The sequence below is a fragment of the Methanobrevibacter cuticularis genome (assembly GCF_001639285.1).
Lineage (GTDB): Archaea > Methanobacteriota > Methanobacteria > Methanobacteriales > Methanobacteriaceae > Methanobaculum > Methanobaculum cuticulare.
The window spans coordinates 25,013-48,676 of the sequence record NZ_LWMW01000022.1; the positions used below are offsets into that span (position 1 = coordinate 25,013).

The 23,664-nt window shown below is 26.4% G+C and carries 20 protein-coding genes and 1 pseudogene; 12 read left to right on the forward strand and 9 right to left on the reverse strand.

Translation table 11 applies throughout. The annotated features are described in order from the left end of the window. Positions 1–122: 122 nt before the first annotated feature. The 10 genes from MBCUT_RS00665 (at position 123) to MBCUT_RS00705 (ending at position 11,332) form a co-directional block, all read left to right on the forward strand. On the forward strand, positions 123–1,103 hold the full coding sequence (locus MBCUT_RS00665; protein ID WP_067257467.1) for a dihydroorotate dehydrogenase: 981 nt from the start codon (positions 123–125) through the stop codon (positions 1,101–1,103). 236 nt (positions 1,104–1,339) lie between these two features. Beyond that, entirely contained in the window at positions 1,340–2,152 is an 813-nt protein-coding gene (locus MBCUT_RS00670; protein WP_067257559.1) for a dihydroorotate dehydrogenase electron transfer subunit, read from the forward strand. Between the two features lie 400 nt (positions 2,153–2,552). After that, on the forward strand, positions 2,553–3,587 hold the full coding sequence (locus tag MBCUT_RS00675; RefSeq protein WP_067257469.1) for an AI-2E family transporter: 1,035 nt from the start codon (positions 2,553–2,555) through the stop codon (positions 3,585–3,587). Between the two features lie 221 nt (positions 3,588–3,808). Beyond that, positions 3,809–5,878, forward strand: coding sequence for a DNA-directed DNA polymerase (locus tag MBCUT_RS00680; protein ID WP_084270658.1), 2,070 nt, complete (start codon positions 3,809–3,811; stop codon positions 5,876–5,878). A 575-nt stretch (positions 5,879–6,453) separates the two neighbouring features. Then, positions 6,454–6,642 carry a hypothetical protein gene (locus tag MBCUT_RS10675; protein WP_157082415.1) on the forward strand — a complete coding sequence of 63 codons (189 nt, stop codon included), beginning with the start codon at positions 6,454–6,456 and terminating at the stop codon, positions 6,640–6,642. Between the two features lie 20 nt (positions 6,643–6,662). Further along, a complete protein-coding gene (locus tag MBCUT_RS00685; RefSeq protein WP_067257472.1) occupies positions 6,663–6,884 on the forward strand; it encodes a hypothetical protein in 222 nt (73 codons plus the stop codon). Positions 6,885–7,298: 414 nt separating this feature from the next. Continuing rightward, on the forward strand, positions 7,299–8,612 hold the full coding sequence (locus MBCUT_RS11440; RefSeq protein ID WP_067257476.1) for a DUF6398 domain-containing protein: 1,314 nt from the start codon (positions 7,299–7,301) through the stop codon (positions 8,610–8,612). A 798-nt stretch (positions 8,613–9,410) separates the two neighbouring features. Next, positions 9,411–9,866, forward strand: a complete 456-nt coding sequence (locus MBCUT_RS00695) for a MarR family winged helix-turn-helix transcriptional regulator (RefSeq protein WP_067257480.1) — start codon at positions 9,411–9,413, stop codon at positions 9,864–9,866. A 9-nt stretch (positions 9,867–9,875) separates the two neighbouring features. Next, on the forward strand, positions 9,876–10,760 hold the full coding sequence (locus MBCUT_RS00700) for a DUF2156 domain-containing protein (protein ID WP_067257483.1): 885 nt from the start codon (positions 9,876–9,878) through the stop codon (positions 10,758–10,760). A gap of 2 nt (positions 10,761–10,762) precedes the next feature. Next, a complete protein-coding gene (locus MBCUT_RS00705; protein WP_067257486.1) occupies positions 10,763–11,332 on the forward strand; it encodes a GNAT family N-acetyltransferase in 570 nt (189 codons plus the stop codon). Positions 11,333–11,658: 326 nt separating this feature from the next. Here the strand turns inward: MBCUT_RS00705 and MBCUT_RS00710 are convergent, their stop codons facing one another. Both MBCUT_RS00710 and MBCUT_RS00715 read right to left on the reverse strand, forming a co-directional pair. Next, positions 11,659–12,108 carry a MarR family winged helix-turn-helix transcriptional regulator gene (locus tag MBCUT_RS00710; protein WP_084270659.1) on the reverse strand — a complete coding sequence of 150 codons (450 nt, stop codon included), beginning with the start codon at positions 12,106–12,108 and terminating at the stop codon, positions 11,659–11,661. Further along, positions 12,095–13,519: an MATE family efflux transporter gene (locus MBCUT_RS00715; protein ID WP_067257489.1), complete on the reverse strand. Its 1,425-nt coding sequence runs from the start codon at positions 13,517–13,519 to the stop codon at positions 12,095–12,097. The genes MBCUT_RS00710 and MBCUT_RS00715 overlap by 14 nt, the downstream gene beginning before the upstream one ends. A gap of 228 nt (positions 13,520–13,747) precedes the next feature. Between MBCUT_RS00715 and MBCUT_RS00720 the strand changes: the two are divergent. Next, positions 13,748–13,924: pseudogene (locus MBCUT_RS00720) on the forward strand (nicotianamine synthase family protein); the annotation flags it as partial. 99 nt (positions 13,925–14,023) lie between these two features. On the opposite strand, the gene MBCUT_RS00725 reads toward MBCUT_RS00720, so the two are convergent. From MBCUT_RS00725 to psmB, 7 genes are all read right to left on the reverse strand, one after another. Then, a complete protein-coding gene (locus MBCUT_RS00725; protein WP_067257495.1) occupies positions 14,024–14,638 on the reverse strand; it encodes a TMEM175 family protein in 615 nt (204 codons plus the stop codon). Positions 14,639–14,768: 130 nt separating this feature from the next. After that, the gene (gene comE, locus MBCUT_RS00730) at positions 14,769–15,311 is read right to left on the reverse strand and encodes a sulfopyruvate decarboxylase subunit beta (RefSeq protein ID WP_067257497.1); all 543 of its coding nucleotides are present in this window, start codon (positions 15,309–15,311) and stop codon (positions 14,769–14,771) included. 371 nt (positions 15,312–15,682) lie between these two features. Continuing rightward, positions 15,683–16,180 (reverse strand): sulfopyruvate decarboxylase subunit alpha, encoded by a 498-nt coding sequence (comD, locus tag MBCUT_RS00740; protein WP_245634919.1) that lies wholly within the window; start codon positions 16,178–16,180, stop codon positions 15,683–15,685. A 79-nt stretch (positions 16,181–16,259) separates the two neighbouring features. Further along, positions 16,260–17,291 (reverse strand): L-sulfolactate dehydrogenase, encoded by a 1,032-nt coding sequence (comC, locus tag MBCUT_RS00745; RefSeq protein WP_067257506.1) that lies wholly within the window; start codon positions 17,289–17,291, stop codon positions 16,260–16,262. A gap of 373 nt (positions 17,292–17,664) precedes the next feature. Further along, positions 17,665–18,687 (reverse strand): phosphoribosylformylglycinamidine cyclo-ligase, encoded by a 1,023-nt coding sequence (gene purM / locus MBCUT_RS00750; RefSeq protein ID WP_067257508.1) that lies wholly within the window; start codon positions 18,685–18,687, stop codon positions 17,665–17,667. Between the two features lie 335 nt (positions 18,688–19,022). Further along, positions 19,023–20,927 (reverse strand): beta-CASP ribonuclease aCPSF1, encoded by a 1,905-nt coding sequence (locus MBCUT_RS00755; RefSeq protein ID WP_067257511.1) that lies wholly within the window; start codon positions 20,925–20,927, stop codon positions 19,023–19,025. A gap of 466 nt (positions 20,928–21,393) precedes the next feature. After that, the gene (psmB, locus tag MBCUT_RS00760; RefSeq protein WP_067257513.1) at positions 21,394–22,017 is read right to left on the reverse strand and encodes an archaeal proteasome endopeptidase complex subunit beta; all 624 of its coding nucleotides are present in this window, start codon (positions 22,015–22,017) and stop codon (positions 21,394–21,396) included. 874 nt (positions 22,018–22,891) lie between these two features. Between psmB and MBCUT_RS00765 the strand changes: the two genes are divergently transcribed. Next, positions 22,892–23,662 carry a class I SAM-dependent methyltransferase gene (locus tag MBCUT_RS00765; RefSeq protein ID WP_067257515.1) on the forward strand — a complete coding sequence of 257 codons (771 nt, stop codon included), beginning with the start codon at positions 22,892–22,894 and terminating at the stop codon, positions 23,660–23,662. Positions 23,663–23,664: the final 2 nt, after the last annotated feature.

The following is a 23,664-nucleotide window of genomic DNA, read 5'->3' on the forward strand; positions in this document are numbered from 1 at the left end:
TTTCCTTGGTAATATATTATAATAATTATTGAATTAAATCATAAGTTTTGTAATAATTATAGTAATCATAACTTATAAGATAATCTAATGAGTATAAAAATAATCTAATTATTGGAGTTAATATGCTTAAAACGCGAATTTCAGGTATTGAATTTGAAAATCCTCTCATATTAGCAGCAGGAATCATGGGAAGTACAGCCGCCTCTATGAATTGGATTTTAGATTCAGGAGCTAGTGGAGTAGTCACAAAATCATTTTCAAAAGAACCTAACAAAGGATATAAAAATCCTACGACTGTTGAAGTTGAAGGAGGAATTATCAATGCTATTGGTCTTTCAAATCCTGGTGTTTCTAATTTTAAAAATGAGTTAAAACTCATAAAAAGAAATAGAAAAGGAACTACTCAAGAAAATGGTGATAAAGGTATCGATAGTAAAATAGCTATTGGTAAAGAAATTAGTGATAAAATAGCTATTGCTTCTGTTTATGGTTCAACTCCAGAAGAATTTGCAGATGTTGTATTGGAAGTCCATGATTTAGTTGATATGATAGAATTAAATATTTCTTGTCCTCATGCTATGGGAGGATGTGGAGCAGCTATTGGTCAAGACCCAAATTTAACTTATGAAGTTGTAAAAGCAGCTAAAAAATTAAGCCATGTTCCTATAATAGCTAAATTAACTCCAAATGTAACAGATATTGTTGAAATAGCTAATTCTGCAAAGAATGCAGGTGCTGATGCACTCACATTGATTAATTCATTAGGCCCTGGAATGAAAATAGAGATTAATACAGGAATTCCAATCCTTTCTAACAAATTTGGTGGAATGTCTGGTCCAGCTATTAAGCCAATAGCAGTAAAATGTGTTTTTGATGTTTATGAATCATGTGACATCCCTATAATTGGGGTGGGAGGAATAAGAGATTATAAAGATGTTGTAGAATTTTTATATGCAGGCTCAAGTGCTGTAGAGATTGGAACTTCGATCATGTATGAAGGTCCAAAAATATTTTCAAACATAAATAATGAATTAAAGAATTTTATGGTTGAGAATAACTTCAATTCCATTGATGAGATAATTGGATTTGCTCATAAAGATTAAATCCATTGATCAAAAGAGTTGGATTTCAAGGATATTAATAATTTAAAATTGTTAGAAATTATTAGAAACACTTTAAATTGTTAGAAATTATTAGAAATTATTAGGAATAGTTTAAAATTATTAGAAATATTTTAAATTATTAGAAATATTTTAAGTTATTAGAAATTGTTAGAAACTATTTTTGAATAAATAGTGATTACTTGGCATTTTAAGAAGTTGGTCAAATGAATAAAATAATTAATGATTATAGAATTTTAGAAATTAAAGAAATAATTTCTGAAACTGATACAATTAAAACATTTATTTTTGATTGGGAGATGGAGGGCAATAGAATTCCAAAACCTGGTCAATTTGTAATGGTCTGGAGTTTTTTGAGAAAAAAAGACGAAAAACCAATGTCGATCTCTAAAATAGATGAGAATAATAATCAAATAGCTATCACACTAAAAAATGTGGGAGAATTTACAAATGATTTGCATAATCTTACTGTGGGGGATAAGCTAGGTATTAGGGGACCTTATGGCAATGGATTTGAAATGGAAGGAGATAATATCTTAGCTATTGGTGGAGGAGTAGGTATGGCCCCAATATCTTGTTTTGTAGACCAAGCAACTGATAATGGAAGTAATGTTGATATTGTTTCAGCTTCTGTAACTAAAAATGAGCTATTATTTTTAGATAGGATGAAAAATTCAGGTGCAAATATTTTCACATGTACCGATGATGGAACCTGTGGATTTGAAGGTTTTGCTACTCATCGAACTATTGATTTACTTGAAAGTAGGTCCTATGATATGGCAGTTGTTTGTGGTCCTGAAATAATGATGAAAGAAATTTTTAATATACTCGAAGCTAAGCAGATACCTGCACAATATTCCATGGAGAGGTATATGAAATGTGCCATGGGAGTATGTGGACAGTGTTGTGTAGATAATACTGGTTGGAGAATCTGTGTAGAAGGGCCAATTTTCTCAACAGAAGATTTAAAAAAGATAACTGAATTTGGAAAGTATCATAGAGATGCTTCTGGAATTAAAGAAACATTTTGATTATTTTAATTAATTATTTAATAAGAAAAATTTATTTTGGAACTATTAATTTGTATTGTTTATAGAATTTAATATATTTATCATTATTATTAATAATAAGATACTGTCATGATTTTAATAAAAATTATTTTAACCATTGATTACTAATAATTATTATTAAAGCTATTAATAAAAATTATTTTAACCATTGATTACCAACAATTATTATTAAAGCTATTAATAAAAATAATAAATCTATTAATAACTGTTCAATTATAAAATTTATCAATGATTCTAAACAAATCTTCTTATTAATAATTAATAATAAAAAAATTTATTTTTTAATAAAATTAATTTATATAAAAGAATAGTAACTCATTTGCTCAAATAATATTCTATTTTATTCATAACAGGTACTAAAATGAAAAACACTATTAAAGAATCTCTTGGATCATCCTTATTCATAATTGCAGTTCTATTGGCCATTTCTTTAATTACATTGATGCCGATTTTAAATGTATTACTACTAGGGGCAATTATTGCTTATGGAATTAGACCACTATCTAGAAAATTACAAAAAAAGCTTAAATTTTCATCAGTTTCCATTATACTTTCAATAATATTGGTTGTTATCCCATTAATACTTGTATTGGCTTATACAATCTCAGTTATTATGGATTTATCTTCTTTTATATCTAGCAATGACTTATTTAATTCTATAAGTTTGACTCAAAATATAGACTCAATCAACACATATCTCCCAACTGAAATGAAATCTTCTACAGCGACTATTACAACAACTATTAATGAATCCATCACCGATATATTAAAAACAGTGCTTGAATACTTCATAGAGTTTATAAAATCTTTACCATTTGTAGCCCTTCAATTGTTTGTCTTACTATTTTCCACATTCTATTTTGCAAGAGATGGTCATAAAATCAAACCATATGTCACTTCATTCATCCCTGAAAATAGACATAGATTTTTTAAACATATGCTTAATGAAATCAAACTGGTTTTAAAAAGCATATTTTATGGACACTTTTTAACAGCAGTTATAATTGGAACAATTGCAGCTATTGGATTTTCTATTTTAGGATATCCTTATGGAATATTTTTGGGGATTTTAACTGGAATTTTCCAATTAATCCCTGTTTTAGGACCATGGCCTATTTATTTAATTCTTTTCATATGGGACATAATTTCTGGAAATTATATTAGGGGAGTCATTGTCTTACTTTTTGGATTTGGACTTAGTTTAAGTGATATGTATATTAGGCCAGCTATTTCAGTCCAATATATTGATATTCATCCTTTAATCTTTTTACTAGGATTCATGGCAGGACCAATTGTCTTTGGAGTAGTTGGATTTATAATAGGACCGTTAATCTTAGGAATCACCTATGCAGTTATCAAAACTTATAAAGATGAAAAAGAAAAGTTATTAAAATAAATACTCGTAAATAATAATGGTAATAAATCCAATAATGGTAATAATTCAAATAATGGTAGATAATAATGGTGCCATAACAAAAGGAATATTAACTATTAAGAATAAAATATTATTAATATTATTAGTAATAATCTAGTTGTTGATATAAATTATTATAAGCTTATTATAAGTTATTATAAATTCTCATTCATTGAAGATAATAAAAATCAAAGGATAAAAACATGGAAACAAGAAATATTATACTCTTAGATATTGACTATGTAACTCAAGAGAATAAAGCAGTTATTCGTCTTTTTGGAAAAGAAAAAGAGGAAAAAGAAGAAAAATCGGAAGAAGAAAAAGAAGAGGAATTGGGAGAAAAAGAAGAGAAATCGGAAGAAGAAAAAGAAGAGGAATTGGGGAAAAAAGAAAAAAACCAAGAGGAATTGGGAAAAAAAGAAGAAAAAGAGGGGGAATTGGGAGAAAAACAAAATAGGGTAGCCACAAAAGAAAACTTTAGCGGTAAAGAAATTATAGCTTTAGATGACTCTTTTGAACCATATATTTATGCTGTCCCTAATGACATTGAAATAGCCCAGAAAGAGATTAGAGAATTAGGACTTGAAAATATTGAAGTTGTAAGAAAAAAGAAATTTCAAGTAGAGTCTGAATTCTTAAAAATAACTTTTAGTCATCCACAAGAAGTTCCAAAATTAAGAGAAGAAATAAAACACCTTGATTCTGTTGATGATATTCATGAACATGATATTCCATTTTACAGGAGATATTTAATCGATAACAATATTTTTCCAATGTCAGAAATAGAAATTTCTGGTGAAATTATTGATTCATATCCAACCATCAAGCCTAAGAGTGAATCAACTGAAATAATGAAGCTAGCCAATCCTCCAAAAACATTGGATAATAGACTTTCAAAATCTCCTGAAGTAAATATATTAAGCTTTGATTTGGAAGTTAGAAATCCTAAAGGAATGCCAAATGCCAAAAGAGATGAAATTATCATGATTGGTGTTTCAAGTAATTTTGGTCTTAATAAAGTCATTTCTACCAAAGGTAAATCTTCTATCGATTTGGATGATTCAGAAATTAAACTAGCTTTATCTAACTCTGATGGTTTAGATTTTGTTGAAACAGTTGAATCTGAGAAAGAAATGATCAAAACTTTTGTCAAAACTGTAAAAAACCACAATATTGATATAATTGTGGGATATAATTCAGATAACTTTGATTTTCCATATTTAAAGGATAGGGCTAAATTATTGAATGTTGATTTAGATTTAGGAATGGATGGATCTGGTTTAAAATTTTTAAAAAGAGGATATTCAAGTGCTGCATCGTTTAAAGGACTTATTCATGTTGATCTTTATTTAGTCATGAGAAGATACTTGTCTTTAGATAGATATACTTTGGAAAGGGTTTATTTAGAACTATTTGGTGAAGAAAAAATAGATGTTCCAGGTGATAGAATATGGGAATTCTGGGATAGTAATGGAAGAGATCTAGTGAAATTGTTTAATTATTCTCTCGATGATGTTATATCCACATTGAAGATAGCTGAAAAGATATTGCCTCTTAATTTAGAACTTACTCGAATTGTTGGTCAACCATTTTTCGATTTAACCCGTATGGCTACAGGACAACAAGCAGAATGGTTTTTAGTTCGTAAAGCTTTTGAATACGATGAATTAGTCCCAAACAAACCACTTGGAGTTCAAAAATCATCAAAAAAAGTAGATATAACTGGAGGTTATGTTAAAGAGCCAGAAACAGGATTACATGAAAACTTAGTTCAATTTGATTTTAGAAGCTTGTATCCTAGTATCATTATTTCTAAAAATATTTCTCCAGATGTATTATTAAGAAAATCTTTTGATGTGGATCACAATATTGCCAACTATAATAATGCAAACAAGGAATTAAATGATGATGATTATTTTATATCTCCAGAATATAGTGATAAGTTCGCAAAGAGTCCTCAAGGATTTATTCCATCTGTTATTGGTGAAGTTCTTAATGAAAGATTTAGAATAAAGAAGGAAATGAAAGATGCTAAAAATAAAGATGAAATGAAGATTTTAGATGTCCAACAATCAGCTTTAAAACGTCTTGCTAACACGATGTATGGAATATATGGATTTTCAAGATTCAGATGGTATTCTATTGAATGTGCAGAATCTATAACTGCCTGGGGAAGAGAATACATAAAAGATACTATAAAGAAAGCAGAAAAACATGGATTTTATGCAATATATGCCGATACTGATGGATTTTATGCTAAATTCTTAAAATAGCTTTTTTTAATCTAAAAAAAGAATATTTTACACTTTAATGGAGAAATAAAGTAAAAAGTTCACATAATCCAAATAATGAAGTAGCATATACTATGATAAGCTTAATAATTAAAGATGTAGAGAAAATATTAGAATTAATTAAATAAATTATATATTATTATGTGTAATAATGAAAAAATTAAGAAAAATGTTGAAATCTAACATTTTTTAAATTTCAAAAATTTTGCATCAAACCAACTATACCATACTTAATAACAGAAAAATTTCAATGTCTTATTTTATAATAAAACTTTTTTAGTGGTATACTACTAATTTTTATAATTTTAGTAGTTTACTACTAATCTTTAAATAGTATAAAAATACAAATTGCATGTTTTGGAATGCACTCCCTGTTTTTGATTTTTTACAATTTAGTATTTTCGTTCTTATCATTATAATTTCTCATTTTATCATTAATAGTGCCAAAAATCAAAATCAAATTAAAGCAATAGTTTTGAAAGCATGGATTCTAATTTCTTCGATATTTTTATTTGAATAAAAAGTATCAGAAAAATGGACATATATTATGGGATCAATTGTTATACATTGATATTCTTTTTATATTTTCATTTTGGCTATCCATTAATTCAAATTTCTCTGTTAGTCTTGTAACAGACATGTTTTTCGGATTAAAAGTTGTTTTGTTCATTGTCATTGTTCATCAACTAGTAAATGTCACATTCAAAAAACTTTTTTCAAGATATGCACCAAAAGAAAAAGATTAGGGGATGGAAAAGAACCAATTTTGGGAGCTAGTAGTACTATCAGAACTTTTGAATGTTTATCAATGGCGATTTTTGTTAGTATTAATCAATTTTCTACTATTGGTTTAATAATTGCTGTAAAATCAATTGCAAGATATGATAAAATTTCAGAAGATTCTCAATTTGCAGAATATTATCTCATTGGAACACTTTTCAGTGTGCTTATGACCATCATAATTTATATTATTCTCTTTAAGTTATGAAGAGATTCTTTTTAAGTTATGAAGAGCTAATATTTTTTAACATAATAGATCTTTCAATAAAAAAGTGCATTACAATATAAATATTATTTAATAAAAAAGTATGTCAAAATCAGCTATAAAGTCTACATAAACAGTAAGATCATGTAAAATATCTGAAATAATTAATTATGAGTTTGTTTTTAAACTTATTTTCCTTTTATTCTTTTTTCACGTATTTGTTAGTTTTCATATCATTAAACTATTTATAAAAAATTATATTAATAAGTTGAATGAAATCTGTATTAAAGAGAAATGGTTTTAATTCATTTTAAAATAATACTAATCAATAAGTTTATTAAATTATTTGGAAGATAAAATGTCAAAAAAAGAAATTAAAGCTAATCAATAAGTTTATTAAATTATTTGGAAGATAAAATGTCAAAAAAAGAAATTAAAGATAAAGAAAAGCAGTTATTGCATATGGTAGAATCTTTTTCTGAAGAACATATCAATAAGGAATATGCAGAGATTTGTAGTGATTTAGTGAAAAAAATGGGAAGAAAGCATGAAGTTCCTTTTAAAAGAGGCAAAATTGAAATTTGGGCTAGTGCTGTAGTATATGCAATTGGTCAAATAAATTTTCTCTTTGACAAATCATTTGAACCATACATGACTCCGGATGAAATATGTGACTATTTTGACACTAAGAAATCAACAGTTTCAAGCAAAGCTAAGACAATCAGAGACATGTTTAAAATTGAATATTATGATGAGGAATTTTCCACTAAACACATGGAGGAAAATAACCCTATGAAAAACATGGTGTTTACTGATAGTGGATTTATTGTGCCGAAATCTATATTCAATGATGGCGAGCCAGTCACAAGTTTATTAGAAATACTTGCTGAAAGATCAGGTCAGGATGTAGAAGAGATAGAAGAATTAATAACAGGCGACTTTATAGAAGAACGGGGTGAAAATTTTGAAGATAGTGAATTACAACAGGTCATGGATTTGATTACAGCACCTATTCCTAAAGATATGGAAGATGAATTTATGGCAATGCTTCTAGATGGAACTGATATTTCAAATACTGAAAGTTCTTCTATATTTGATAATCATGATGATGTTGAATTATTTGATGACTATGTAATTGATGAGACTAATCCATTAGAAACAATTGAGGACTATCAAAGAGCCATTGATTTGTTCCGTACAACTAAAGGGGAAGAGTATTTTGAAGAACACAAAGGTTATTTTTGGGGATTAGTTGAAACTCGACCTTTCATGATGCATTTATTAGAACAAGCTATATTATTGTGGGATGATGATCAGAAAGAACAGGCAGTTAAACAATTAAAATATATCTTAAAATTAAATCCAGGAGATAATCAAGGAATAAGATATATTTTAATCAATTATTTATTTGAATTAGACAGATTAAAAGAAGTTGAAGATTTATTGAACTTTTTTGATGAAGAATATAGTGCTAATTGGGCATTTTCAGAATTATTACTTTCTATAAAAAATAAAAAAGAGAAAAAATCCATAGAACAATTATATAAAGAAGCTATTGAATTAAATAAATATGTCATTCCTTTCTTAACTGGTAAAAAGAAAATTCCTAATTATCTTCCAGAATTTTATAGTTTTGGTGATGAGAGTGAAGCTATTATGTATGTTGATCTAGCTTTCAAAGCATGGAATAATGATGAAGTAGCTATGAACATTTTAAAAGAATTATCCTAATAATTTTTATTCTTAGCTTCTTTCTCCAATTTTTATATTTTTATAATCTATAGATTCAAATTTAATAAGAAATAATCCAAAACTAATTTCAAAACCAAAAATTAAATTTGACTATAAAACAATTTAATAAATTATATTAAAAGTATGGCAAAATCATTTCTAATCAAAATCATTTCTAATACTACCTAAATAGTAGGATTATACTAAATATAATATGGTCATGAAGAAAATAGTTCTTAAATTTTGAAAGTTTAGTTACTTAGCTAATTCTTTCATTTCTATTATTTATTATTTCAATTTCTTTTTGTTGATATCTCTTATAATTTTTTCTCAATTTCTGTTTATATTAAATAATGTTATCAATGATAATTATTGTCAATGACAACAGTTATATATTATGAAAATTATATATTATTTTTCGCTTTGTTTTATAGTACAAAACTGATTTTTTGACAAAAATTCAATTTTTTAAATTTTGATTAAAATGAATATTTTTTAAAATAAAAAAAATCAGAGATTTTTTAACTTTATAAAAATAAAATATTTTTTAAAATAAAAAAAATCAGAGATTTTTTAACTTTATAAAAATAAAATATTTTTTAAAATAAGAAGTTAAAATTTATTAAATATTATAATATTCTATAAATATATAATTATATTGATAAATAATTATAATATATAATTTAAAAGATAAATAAAAAGAATATTGTATCTAAAAAATTATGATAAATTTTTCCAAAAATTTGGTACTCTAATATATTATGAAAATAAAGCAAATACAAATTTCAGAGTTTTAAAATGCAAAAAATTAAAGATATGAATAATATGAGTTATTATTTAAATTGCTATATTTTAATTCTTAATAAAGCTCATCAAACATTTATAAATCCTTATTTAAAAGAAAAGAATGTTAGTTACAATCAATATGAATTGATTTTACACATTTATCATGATGAAGGTTCTATTCAAGGAAATATAGCTTCAGCTTGTGGAACTGATAAATGTGGGGCATCTAGATCCCTTAGAATATTAGAAGATAAAAAATTAATCACTAAAAAGATTGATGAAAATAATAGACGTTCTTACAAGCTATTTTTAACAGAGAAAGGTAGAAAAATAGTTGAAGATATAATTGAAAAGGAAATCCAATGGGAAAATTATATTTGTGAAAAGATGAACATTGAAAAAGAAAAACTTTTTAAAATATTAAATAAAGCTTGTATTAGTTCTTTAGAATTGATAAAAAAGGATTGATATGATAAAATGAAAGACATAGAATTCAAACCAATATCTTTATCAGATAAACCTATATTTGATGATTATTTTAATAAAACTGATTTCAATAACGCTGAAAAGAATTTTTCTAATCTTTTCATGTGGAGAAAGACTTATGAATATGAATATGCGATAATTAATGATTGTTTATGTATAAAAGGTAAATTAAGAGATAGTAAAAAACCATTTTGTCATTTTCCATACGGTGGGTGTGATATTAAAGATTCTTTATATTTAATAAAAGAGATTTTTAAAAAAGAGGGGAATCCCTTAATCATTAAACCGTTACTCCCTGAAATGAAAAAATGTTTAGAAAAAACCTTAGAAGATTTTACATTAATAGAAGATAGAGATTCATTCGATTATATTTATACTTCTAATAAATTAATTACATTATCTGGTTCTAAATTACGTAATAAACGTAGATGGCTTAAAAAATTTAGGGAAAATTATGATTATACTTATGAAGAGATTAATTCAAATAATTTAGTTGAAGCAAAAGAATTTACTATAAATATTATTAAAAATTCTAAAGATGGTTCAGATGAGATTATAGCTATGGAAGAAATGTTTGATAATCTATTTGAGTTAGGTATTAAAGGATGTATCATTAGAATTGATGGTAAAATTGTTGGAGTATCTACTGGAGAAGAATTAACTAAAAATACTGTTGTTATTCATTGTGAAAGAGCTGATACTAACTTTGAAGGAATTTATAACTGCATTAATCAAGAATTCTGCGAAAAACAATGGTCAAATTATAAATTTATTAATCGAGAAGAAGATCTTGGAATTGAAGGTTTAAGACAAGCAAAATTAACCTATCGTCCTGATTTATTATTATCTAAATATATTGCTAGAATAGAGGTTTAGTTATGACTTATGTTAATAAATTAGATGGAGATAGAATATTTTTAAGTTTAACTCAAAAAGAAGATTTTTATTTATATAATGAGTGGTTAAATGATTCTGAGATTAATTTAACATTTGGTAGAAGTCATATTGTTTTTAATGAGGAAAAACAAGCTAAATATATTGAAGATTACAACAATAGTGATGATAAATTTTTTTTTATTATAGTAAAAAAAGGAAATGATTCTGAAAATGATCAAGCTATTGGAATTGGATTATTATATGATTTAGATTTCGTTCATGGAAAATCTACTCTAGGTCTTTTGTTAGATAAATCTTTCCAATCAAAAGGCTATGGTAAAGAATCTACTAACTTACTTCTTGAGTTTGCTTTCAATATTTTAAATTTAAACAATGTCATGCTATATGCTATTGATTTTAATGAGAAAGCTATAGCTATGTACGAAAGTTTTGGATTTAAAACAATTGGCCGTCGAAGAGAAGCTTATCCTATAAATAATAAAGTTTATGACGAAATTTATATGGATATATTAAAAAAAGAATTCAATGAAAGAAACAATTCATTAATATGATTTTTTTTATTTTAAATAATATGTAAATAGTTATTATTATTATTAAAAATAGACTATTTAAATATATCAACAATCTTAATAAACCGATTATTATTATTATTATTAAAAATCATGATTTTTAGTTGTAAGTTCTTCAAAAAATTCTTTAAAATCTAGAAACTAAATTTGATCATGGATTATATCTTGATAAAAATTGAAAAATCAGTTTAAATAAAAAACAGGAAAATAAAAGAAAGAAATATCTTCTTGAAAGAATTATCTTCTTGAAAGAAGTATCTTCCTAAATAGAAATATAATCTAAGTTTTTTGTAATAGTTTTAAAAATCTTAATTTATTGCTTCTACTACCTTTTTCAGCCTTCGTTTTAATTTTTCTTTGTCTTTTTGAGATAATAATGTAGTAGCACTTTTTTCCCATTCCATATCTATTTTTTTCACTTTTTTCATGAATTTTCTTCCTTTTTCTGTAAATGTTACTATATTTTTTCTTCGGTTGTTCTCATCAGGAGTTCTTTGTATTAATTCTTGGTCTTCTAATTTTTTAAGAGCTCTTGTTATTGAGCTTTCATTCATTTTCTTCCTTTTAGCTATTTCTTCTTGAATTATATTATCTTCATATGATAAATCAACTAAAAAATAGTATTGACTCACACTAATTCCATATTTCTTCATTTCATGATAAATATAGAGTGAGTGAGATCTATTTATGATATTTATTAAATCCTTTAAAAATATACTTGAGGAATCTTTTTTTAGTAAATAATCAATTTCCTTCATTTATTTCCTCTCCAATAGCTAATGTGGTATCTATTTCAATTTCCCATTCTTTTTTTATTTTTCCTAAAAACAATTTTAGATATAGATAATTAATGATTGATCCTAGCACAATACCGAAGATTAATCCCCAGTATACACCAATTTGTCCAAAGTTACAGAGGACTCCTAATAAGTATGCAAAGAATAATGATAATATTATATCTCTTGTAACAGTTAAAATTAATGATGTCACTCCTTTTCCTGCAGCTTGGAAAGTGGCCGTTGATATGAAACCTAAGGGAATAGTTATGAAAAATACAGATAACATTCTAATGAACTCTGCAATACTTGAAGTTAAGGCCGTATTATTGGTTGTGAATGTAAATAATGTGGCTAGTTGTGGAGCAATCAAGCTGATAATAATAGCTAAAATTAGTCCTATAACTATTCCTAATTTTATGGAATAATTAATTGTAATTTTTAAATTTTTTAAGTTTTTTGCACCGTATGCAACCCCTGCAATAGTTAAACTAGCCATTTCTAAACCTGAAGCAGGTATAATACCTAACATAGCTATTCTCCACCCTGCGGTATATATTGCCACTGCTATTGGTCCAGACACAATGATTAATAGGGCATTTATTCCTATAGTTGAAAAAGACAGCATAAATTCTTCTAAACTACCAGGTAATGCTACATTTAAAATATCTTTGAGAATATTCAGATCAAATTTAAATTTTTCCCATGTTAATTTTATGTAAGTTTCACGTTTTACTAAAATCCAATAAAATATCACAATTGATGCCATTAAAGAAGATATGACAGTAGCTATTGCTGCACCAGTTATTCCCATATTTAAACTATATATGAACAATGGATCTAGAGCTATATTCAATAGACTTGTTATAGCTATTGCATAAGTAGCTCTTTTGACATCACCTTCAGCTCTTAGTATGCTTGATCCTAATAAGTTTAATAATATTGGAAAAGAACCTATAAATACTATTATTCCATAATTCATTGCAAGATCTAAAACAGAACTAGCTCCAATTAATATTAATATTTCCTTCAAAAATAAGAATGTAATTATTGAAAGAATAATTGATGTAACTATAGTTATTAGTATTGAATGTATTCCTGCATTACTAGCTCTATTTTTGTCTTCTGCTCCAATACAACGAGCTAGTATTGAGGTAGTTCCAGCCCCTATTCCTTGACCTAATCCAATTATTATCATATATAATGGTGTTATGAATCCTAAAGCAGCTAATGCTTCAAAACCTAGTCCTGCAACCCATATGCTATCTACTATATTATATCCTACTATAAGTAGCATAATAATTACCATAGGCCCTGTTAAATGTCGTATAGCTTTTTTTGGATCTCCTGTAATCAATTCAATGTTACTGTTTTTATTCTCATTGTTTGTCATTGATTTTCTCCATTTTTTATTTTGTATAAACTCTTGCTTTGTGCAAGAATATATTATTTTTTATTTTGTATAAACTCTTGCTTTGTGCAAGAATATATTATTTTTTATTTTATATAAACTCTTGCTCTGTGCAAGAATATATTTATTTTAAAAAATTACTAAAATTAAGAAATATTCTTCTAAGCTCTCAGGAAAATGAAAAATAAAGTTTATTATATTATATTCATTATATGGGATTTTATAGATGAAAAAACCCCAGTTATTTATAGAACTTACACTGGTATGAGAGCTATTCTCTATTTCCCTGTAACTGATAAAGATACAAGAGGGTTCCACAAAGAAGTAATGATACTACCAACAGGAAACATTAACAATACTTCGGTATTAATCCGTAAGATAATTTAATCGTAATCGTATTATTACTTTTTATTACTTATCATGACTTTTAATTATTAATTTTTCATTTATATTATTTATTCTAGCTTTAAAAATGTTATTCATATTTTATTCATTATTTGGAAGAATTTTTTCAAAAGGATCATTTTTATCTAAAAATATGTTCATTAAGGAAAATATAATAGGAAATCCAATAAACAAAATGATTGTAATTTGAGGGAATAAAATAGCTAATATGATAATTAGAATTAGTGTGATAATTATACTAAAAATATGTATTGATGGATGTTCCCTATTATCGCGATCTATTTCATTTCTTTTTAGCATTTTTTCTCTATAAATTTCTTTAACAATTAAAAAGAAGCTTATATTAGCTAGTATAAATAATATATCGTAACTAAGTACAGGTATTAAATTATCAGGATTTTCTAACACCCATTTCGTGAAAATAGGTAATAATGCAAGGAAAAAAAGGAAAATCATATTTTTCCATATAATTTTATTAGTAATTTTCTTAGCATGATCGATTAATCCATGATGCTTGTTCCAAAAAGACCCTACAATAAAAAAACTAACAAAGAATATGAAAATAGAGTATAAAAAGCTAGTAATTCCTTCAAAACTAAAATTATTTGTTAGAGGAATTTCTAATACAATAATGGTTATTATTATAGCCATCACTCCATCACTAAAGAATTCGAATCGGTGTTTTGAATATTCCATTAATGATTACTCCTCTATTTCTCCTTTTAATCGTTAATTTTTTTTAATTATTAGAATATGTTACTGAATCCTTTGATTTAATTTTTTATTAAAAAATTTAGAGAGTTGAATAATTTAAAAATCAATCTGATTATTTTATTGCATTCATAAATCTGTTTTTTATTTGTTCAGGAGTTAAATCTATGATTGGGGAATCTGCATTTCCTGGAAGGATTTTATAATGAATAAAAACTGAATCTTCTTGTTTTGTACTTAGAATGTCTTTAAAATTGATATTATCATAGTTATAGCTATTTTTAAATCCAATACTTTTAGCTATTTCTAGAAGATCCACATTTTGAGTGTATGTACATTGATTTCCTGTTGATCCATAACAACAATTATCAAAAACAATTAAAATTAGGTTTTTAGGATTTTGACTGAATATAGTAACAAGAGAACCTAAATTCATAAGAATAGATCCATCTCCATCAAAAACTATGACTTTTTTATTTTGGGACATAGCTAATCCTAAACCAATGGATGAAGCTAAACCCATTGAACCTAGCATATAGAAGTTACTATCTCTATCTTTGATTTGATATAGCTCTCGTGATGGAAATCCAATATTGCAGATCACTATTTCATCTTCAATGTGCATCATCACATTTTTTATTCCATCAAATCGTTTCATGTTTTCCAAATCCTCAGATAGTAGAGTTAATGTTATCGATATGTGATGATATGATAATTATCCTATTTATATTTTAATGGTGTTTGATAATTTTGATTTTTATATTTTAATGGTGTTTGATAATTTTGATTTTTATATTTTAATGGTGTTTGATAATTTTGATTTTTATATTTTAATGGTGTTTGATAATTTTGATTTTTATATTTTAATGGTGATTTTTTTTATAAATGTATTAACAATATTCAAATTTAAAATGATGAAAAATAGTATATAATTGAATTTAAATAATTATTTTGATTTATAGATAAATCTAGCTAGATAAATTGATTAATACTTAAAATTAAATTGAAAAAATTGATTTTTTAAATTATTCAATGTTGCCAGTAATTAATATCCAGTAAAATAGACACAGGCAATTTTTCTTTTTCTGAAAGTTTCCAAGAATTAGAAACTATTTTTTCTCCTTCTTCAGGATTTTTTGGTTTAAAATATTTTAAACCCATAGATTCTAATATTCCTGAGGTATTTTTCCCCATAGGGACTTGTCCAATAATAGGTTCTCCTGAAGTACCTCTGTGACTCATTATCATAACTAATGGTAGTGAATAAAGTTCATATAACGAAGCCAAAGCATTGATACAATTTCCAAGACCTGAATTTTGCATCAAAATAGCTGTTTTTTTACCTCCAAGGTAAGCACCGGCACATATCCCTATTCCTTCTTCTTCTCTTGTAACTGGGACGTGGATTATATCATTATCTTCGTCAATTAATTCAAGGAGTTTTCCTAGATTAATGCAGGGAACACTAACTATGAAGTTTATCCCTGTTTTTTTTAATCCTTCATAAATAGCTTCACTACTTTTCAATTTAAATCTCCTCAACGATATTGAAATGTATTGATATATAAATAGATTGTTTAGAATATCTAATAGAATCCATCATCGATTACATATTCAAATAATCATCTAGTTCTATATCTAAGTTATCGCATATTGTTTTTAGGTTTTGATATAATTTTTTATCAATAGGAATTCCATTTTCTTTATTAGAACTTATTTTTTTTACTTCTAAATCTCCAGGAACAATGGTATTTGGAGCACTTAGTCTAACATCATCTAGAAATTCTTCAGTTTCTTTTTTGAATTTCTCTGTTCCCACGAATTTAGCAGGGTCTATAGCTATAAAAAGGTCTCCTTTAGTACATTTTTTGGAATGATCTGCTGTTCCAGTAACTTTTTTACCAAAAGCTGCATTAACCAAGGGGCCTGTAAGTATTTCAATCATAAAGGCTAATCCATACCCTTTATGTGATCCAAAAGGTAATATTGAACCTTTTAATGCTTCACTAGGATCTGTAGTGGGGTTACCATCTTTATCTAGTGCAGTATTTTCTGGAATTTGCTCTCCTTTTCTCTGTGCTTCTAATAGCTTTCCTCTGGCTGATGCAGAAGTTGCCATATCTAAACCTACATAAGACTTTTCTGAGGGTATACTTATGGCTATAGGGTTTGTTCCGATAAGTGCTTCTCTTCCTCCAAGTGGAGCAATTGCAGGTTCAGTATTTGCTGTTACTATTCCCACAATATCTTCTTTCATTGCTAAATCAGAGTAATAGCCAGTTACTCCGAAATGATTTGAGTTATGGGTTCCAACTGCAGCAATTCCAAGTCTTTTAGCTTTTTTAATAGCTAATTGCATAGCTTTATAGGCTACTACTTGTCCAAATGCACTATTTCCATTGATTAAAGCGATTGCTTCAGTTTCTTTTTCTATTGTTATGTCTCCTTGGAGATTAATATTACCATTTTCAATACCTTTGATGTATTGGGAGAATCTACCAATTCCATGAGAAGTAAATCCTTTTAAATCGGCATCCACTGTTGCTTCAGCCACAATTTCAGAATTTTCTTCATTTAACCCTATTTTTGTCAATATGGTTATAATGAGCTTTTTTTCATTATTTTCTGTTATTTTCATTAAGCACACCTTTTAAAAATCAATTTAATGAAATATTTGTAATTATTCTAGTATTTTTATTCAATATATCTTTTATATACTACTCTATTATTATTTAAGATATTTTAGAGCTTTTCAATTTTTTCTAGATTTATATTAAGTTTTCATGATTAATCTTAAGATAATATAGGTGGTATAAGTAAAGAATTTTATATTTATATTATTTAAGATAATATAGGTGGTATAAGTAAAGAATTTTATATTTATATTATTTAAGATAATATAGGTGGTATAAGTAAAGAATTTTATATTTATATTATTTAAGATAATATGGGTGGTATAAGTAAAGAATTTTATAATTGATATATTATAGATAGATATTATAAATAAATCGTTAACATTCAATATAAGTTCCTTTAAATGTTTTAATTTTAATTTTACCTTCTTTTGAATTTACTTTACCAATTTTATGAGAATTACAATAAGTATTTAGAAATTTAATCATAGTATCTGCTTCTTCTTCTTTTGCTATGATTACAAAACCAATACCCATGTTGAAAACAGTGTACATTTCTTCTAAGGTAACATTCTCTTCATGAATCAATTTGAATATTTGTTGAGGTTCAGGAAGATTATTGATTTCAAAACCAACATTCTTATTTAATCTCTTGAGGTTACTAAAACCTCCTCCTGTAATGTGGGCTAAACCTTTGATAATAAATTCTTGTTTTAATAAGTTGACAATGGGATTTACATAAATTTCAGTTGGTTTTAATAGCTCTGCTCCAATTGTGTTCCCGCTTCCTGGAATGGGATCTTCTATTGAAAATTTTCCATTATCTAATAATGCTTTTCTAGCCAAACTTAAACCATTACTGTGAATTCCATTACTTTCAATTCCTATTAGAACATCATTTTCACTTATATTTTCACCAGTGATTATTTTATCAATGTCAACAAATCCAATTCCAGTTCCAGCTAAATCAAAATCATTCACTACTTCTGGGAGGGAAGCAGTTTCTCCACCAATAATAGCTATCTTTGATAATTCTGCTCCTTTTGCAAGTCCTTCAGCTATTTGGGAAGCTATTTCAGGGTCTGGCTTTTCAACAGCTAAATAGTCAACTAAAGCTATTGGTTCAGCTCCAACACAAAGAATATCATTTACAACCATAGCTATACAATCTATTCCAATGGTATCATATTTTTCCATCATTTTAGCTATTAGAATTTTACTACCAACACCATCTGTACCCATTGCAATAGCTTTATTTCCTAATTTCACTAAAGCTGCGAAATGTCCACTTTCAGTTAGTATATCTCGATATTTCAATGTTGGCTTTAGTTTTGATGCTATTTTAGCAACAGTGAGTTCTTCAAGATCTATGTCCACACCAGATTCTGAATATGTAACCATTTATTCACCCTTTTTTAATAGTATTTCTTATCTAAATAGTATTGTTATCTATTTTTTACTATCTATTTATGATATTTTAAATATTTATATTTTTCATGCTTTAGTTTAATCATACTACTCTTTATCTTCTTTAGATTATTTTATTTGGTTGATTAATTATTAGATTAATTTTTATTTGGTTGATTAATTATTAGATTAGTTTTTATTTGGTTGATTAATTATTAGATTAGTTTTTATTTGGTTGATTAATTATTAGATTAGTTTTTATTTGGTTGATTAATTATTAGATAAATTACTAGATATAATTAATATTTAGATTTAATATATACTTTAATTTATTGGATTCTAGTAGATTCTAAATTAAGAGGAGTTTTAGTTTCAATTTTATAACTTCTATGAACACTTGAAGCTAAATCTGTAGTTTTATATGGATCACCATGACACATAATGGCTTTTTCAGGTCTAGGAGATAATCTTTTAACATATTCCATGAGTTGACGTCTATTAGAGTGTCCACTGAACCCTTCTATAGTTTTAATTTCCATTTTAACATTATAAACTTTAGTTTTTCCTTCTTCTTTAAGTGGGATTTCTTTCCACCCTTTTTGGATTCTTCTACCTAGTGAACCTTCAGACTGGTATCCTACAAATATAAGTGTACTTTTTTCATCTTCACTTAACCATTTGAAGTATTCAACTGAGTTTCCACCAGTCAACATACCAGATGTTGAGAGAATTATACATGGTTCTCCTTCGACTATGTCTTTTCTTTCATTAACATTTTGAACTTTGTTGAAAGCATCTGAAATAAATGGATTTCTTCCCATGTGGAATATCTGATCTCTTAAATCTTTACTCAAATATTCTGGTCTAGCAGTGTGAATAGCTGTAGCTTCCCAAATCATCCCATCTATATATATAGGGACTTCCTCTATCATCCCATGGCGCATATATTCTTCTAACACAATCATTAGCTCTTGTGCCCGCCCTACTGCAAAAACAGGAAGCAGTACTTTACCTCCTCTTTTTAGAGTTCTATATATAGTTTTCATCATCTGTTTTTCAGCATTGTTCCGTGATGGTTGGACATCTTCAGATCCACCATAGGTACTTTCCATAACTAAAGTTTCTATTCTTGGAAATCTTGCAGTAGCAGGTTCTAAAAGTCTACTTCTTTCATATTTAAAATCGCCGGTGTAAACCATATTATGCTGTCCATCTCCAATGTGCATGTGGGACATAGCTGAACCAAGTATATGTCCTGCATTGTGCAGTGTTAATCTTATATCTGGGGATATATCAGTAACCTCTCCATAATCGAGAGTTATAGTATGTTTTATACTTTTGTGAACATGTTTAATATTAAATGGAAGTGGATCATCTTCTCTATGAGCAATATCAATATGATCCAATTGGAGAAGAGTCATTAAATCTCTGGTAGGAGTAGTACAATAGATTGGACCTTCATAACCATAATGATATAGATAAGGTAAGAATCCAGTATGATCCAAATGAGCATGGGATACGACGACAGCATCTAATTCACTTAATGAGAATTCAGGAACATTTAAATAAGGATATGCATTTTTTTCATCTCCCGCTACATTAACTCCACAATCAAGCATAACTCGACTATTTGGTGTTTGAAGTAACATACAAGACCTTCCGACTTCTTTAAATCCTCCCATAGAGGTTAATCGCGCCCATTCATTTTCATATTTAACTCCTTGATGAATTCGTGTACCTAAATCTTGCAATATCTTTTTTCTTTCTTTACTATTGTGTTTTAGTGTGTTCCTAACTCTTTCAATTATTTCAGAAGATATAGGGGGAGTTCTTAATATTTTTGGAGCCCATCCAGTATTTTTAACTATTTTCCGTGAAGTTGTTCCATATTTACCAATAACAAGCCCTGGTTTTTTAGCTTCAACGATAACTTCACATGTCACTTCATCAAAAGAAATATTTGTGATTTTTGCTTCTTCTGGGACAATTTCATTTATTTTGTCAATTGTTTTTTCAGGATCTAATAATACAGTTTTATCAGATCTTATAATTATTCGTTTTCTCAAATCTTTAGCTAAGTTTCTTATTAAGTCACCGCTTTCAGTTATTATCTCTGGATTTTTGGTATAGATAACAACTTCAGGTCCCTCAAATTCGACTTTAGCTACTTGTACTTGTTCTGGTAACCTATTTACAATTGTTTTTTTGATATCTTCTAGAATCTCTGAAGCCATATAATCACTTCGAAAAATAAGATGTGTAAAAAGATTGATATTAAATAACTATTTTGATTTATGTTAAAACAGTACTTAACTGATAATAGTTCATCTGCACAATTCTTTTGATATACACATATTTAAATAAAATAAGTTTTTTAGTAATTTAATAATAAATTTAATCAGGCATATAATTAGCTTTATATTTAATTAGCCATTTAATTAGCTCTATATTTAATTAAACATATAATTAGTTTTATATTTAATTAAACATATAATTAGTTTATTTAATTAGCCATTTAATTAGTTTTATATTTAATTACTAAACTATTATAATTATTAAGTATTTTAATTATTAAATATTTTTAATTAATAAGTAATAGAAATAAGAAAAATAAAAAATAAAACTATTTAGTAAAACCAAATATTTATTAATACTTTAAAAATTTCTTAGTTATATATTAATTCAAGAATAATAATTGTTTTAGCTAATTTCTTTTAATTTAGCCTCTATTTCATCTTTTGGGAGCATTTCAAACCCTTTCTCTTCAGTAACAGTAGCTACTAAAATTCCATTTCCAGAGTAAGTATCACGTTCCATAGCCGCTTTAATAGCTCTTATAGCTATTTCAATACCTTCTTCAACATTTATATCTTCTTTCACACGGTCTTCAAGAACACCATAGGAAAATGTAGAACCTGAACCTGTGGATATAAATGAATCTTTAATCATACCTCCAGCAGGATCTAAAGAATAAATTGAAGCTCCATTTTCATCCACTCCTCCAAGTAATGTTTGTACATATAATGGGGAAGAATGTAAAATATTCGCTGCTAATGCTGAAGCAGATTCAATACTTATGTTTTCAGTATTTCTCATTTTATACAATGCAACTTCAGCACTTATAACCTTCATTAAGCTTTGTGCATCTGCCACAGATCCAGCTATCGTAGCTGCTATGTGGTCATCTATTTTAAAAATTTTTTCTGCAACTTTGTGAGCTACTAAATTTCCCATACTAGCTCTTCTTTCACTAGCAAATACAACCCCGTCCTTACATGTAATACCAACAGTTGTAGTGCCTTCTAATGTGTTTTTATCATTCATATAACAACACCTCGGTAATAAGTATAAAAATTAATAATATAAAAATTAGTAATATTAGAACGATATTAATTATCAAATCTAACCATTGTTATATATATTTTTAAACTATATAATATTTTCCATGTTAATTAATAATTTTAAAAATACTCTAGTTATATATTTAATATTTTCACTAAATTAGATATTTATAATTATTTAACAGTAATATTTTTTAATTATTCCATATTTCTAAAAACTAGTTGTTTCTAATCTTTAATGAATCTAAATCTCTAAATAAAATGTAATCATATTGATATTAATTAATAATAAGATATAATTAACTATTAATTGTAATTAGAATTATTACTTGTAATAATTGTAATTAGCAATATTGTGAATTAGTCATATATTTAATATATGAATTACTTATATATTTAATAGTATGATTAAAGAATAACATGATTTATAAAAATAATAATTTAAAAGAAAACATAATAAATTTCTATATTACATTTATATATTATCATCATAGCCTTATAAACTTTACTATTAAAAACATATTTCGTTAAGTATAAAATTATATTAGAAATTTAGTGTTTATCTCTATTATTTTTGTTATCATAATATAAGCTATATTATCTAATATCATATTGTCTAATATTCTAATGTTATGTTATAAGCTATATTATCTAATATTATAATTTATCTAATGTTATGTTATAAGCTATATTATCTAATATTATAATTTATCTAATGTTATGTTATAAGCTATATTAATCTAATGTTATAATTTATCTAATGTTATGTTATAAGCTATATTATCTAATATTATATTATTTTACTATTCTATTATTTATTATTTAATTGATTATAGATTATTCATAGTTATGATAAAATGAAATGGAAAAAAATAGGCAAAATTCTCATAATTGATGATAAAGTTAGAGATTTATCTTCAAAAGATTTGAATCAGCTATTAATTAAACATGATGTTTATACTATAGCTAAAGTTAAAAATATCTCAGGAAAAATGAGACAACCTGAAATTGAAATTTTAGCAGGTAATAGAACTGAAACCATTCATAAAGAAAATGGATGTTTTTTTAAGTTGGATATATCTAAAGTGATGTGGTCAAAAGGTAACACAACAGAGAGAATGAGAATAGCTAATCTTGTTGGAGATGGAGAAACTATTGTAGACATGTTTGCAGGAATAGGATACTTTTCAATTCCAATAGCTATTCACGCTAATCCTAAGAAGATTTTTTCAATAGAGTTAAATCCTGATTCTTATTATTATCTAAAGGAAAACATAATTCTAAATAAAATTAATAATAAATTGAAGAATAAAAACAATGATTCTAATATAATTGAGCCTATTTTAGGAGATTCTAACAAAGTAGCTCCTAAATTATCTGCAGATAGAATTTTAATGGGTTATGTAAAAACTACTCATAATTTTCTTGATTCAGCTATTGAATGTATAAATAAAGGAGGAATCATTCATTATCATGAAACTGTCCCAGAAAAACTGATGAATGACAGACCTATAGCTAGAATCAAAAATGCCGCATGTGGAAGAGATATTGAAATATTAAACAATAAAATCATAAAAAAATATTCTCCTGGTGTTGTTCATATAGTGGTAGATGCTAAAATTTACTAGGT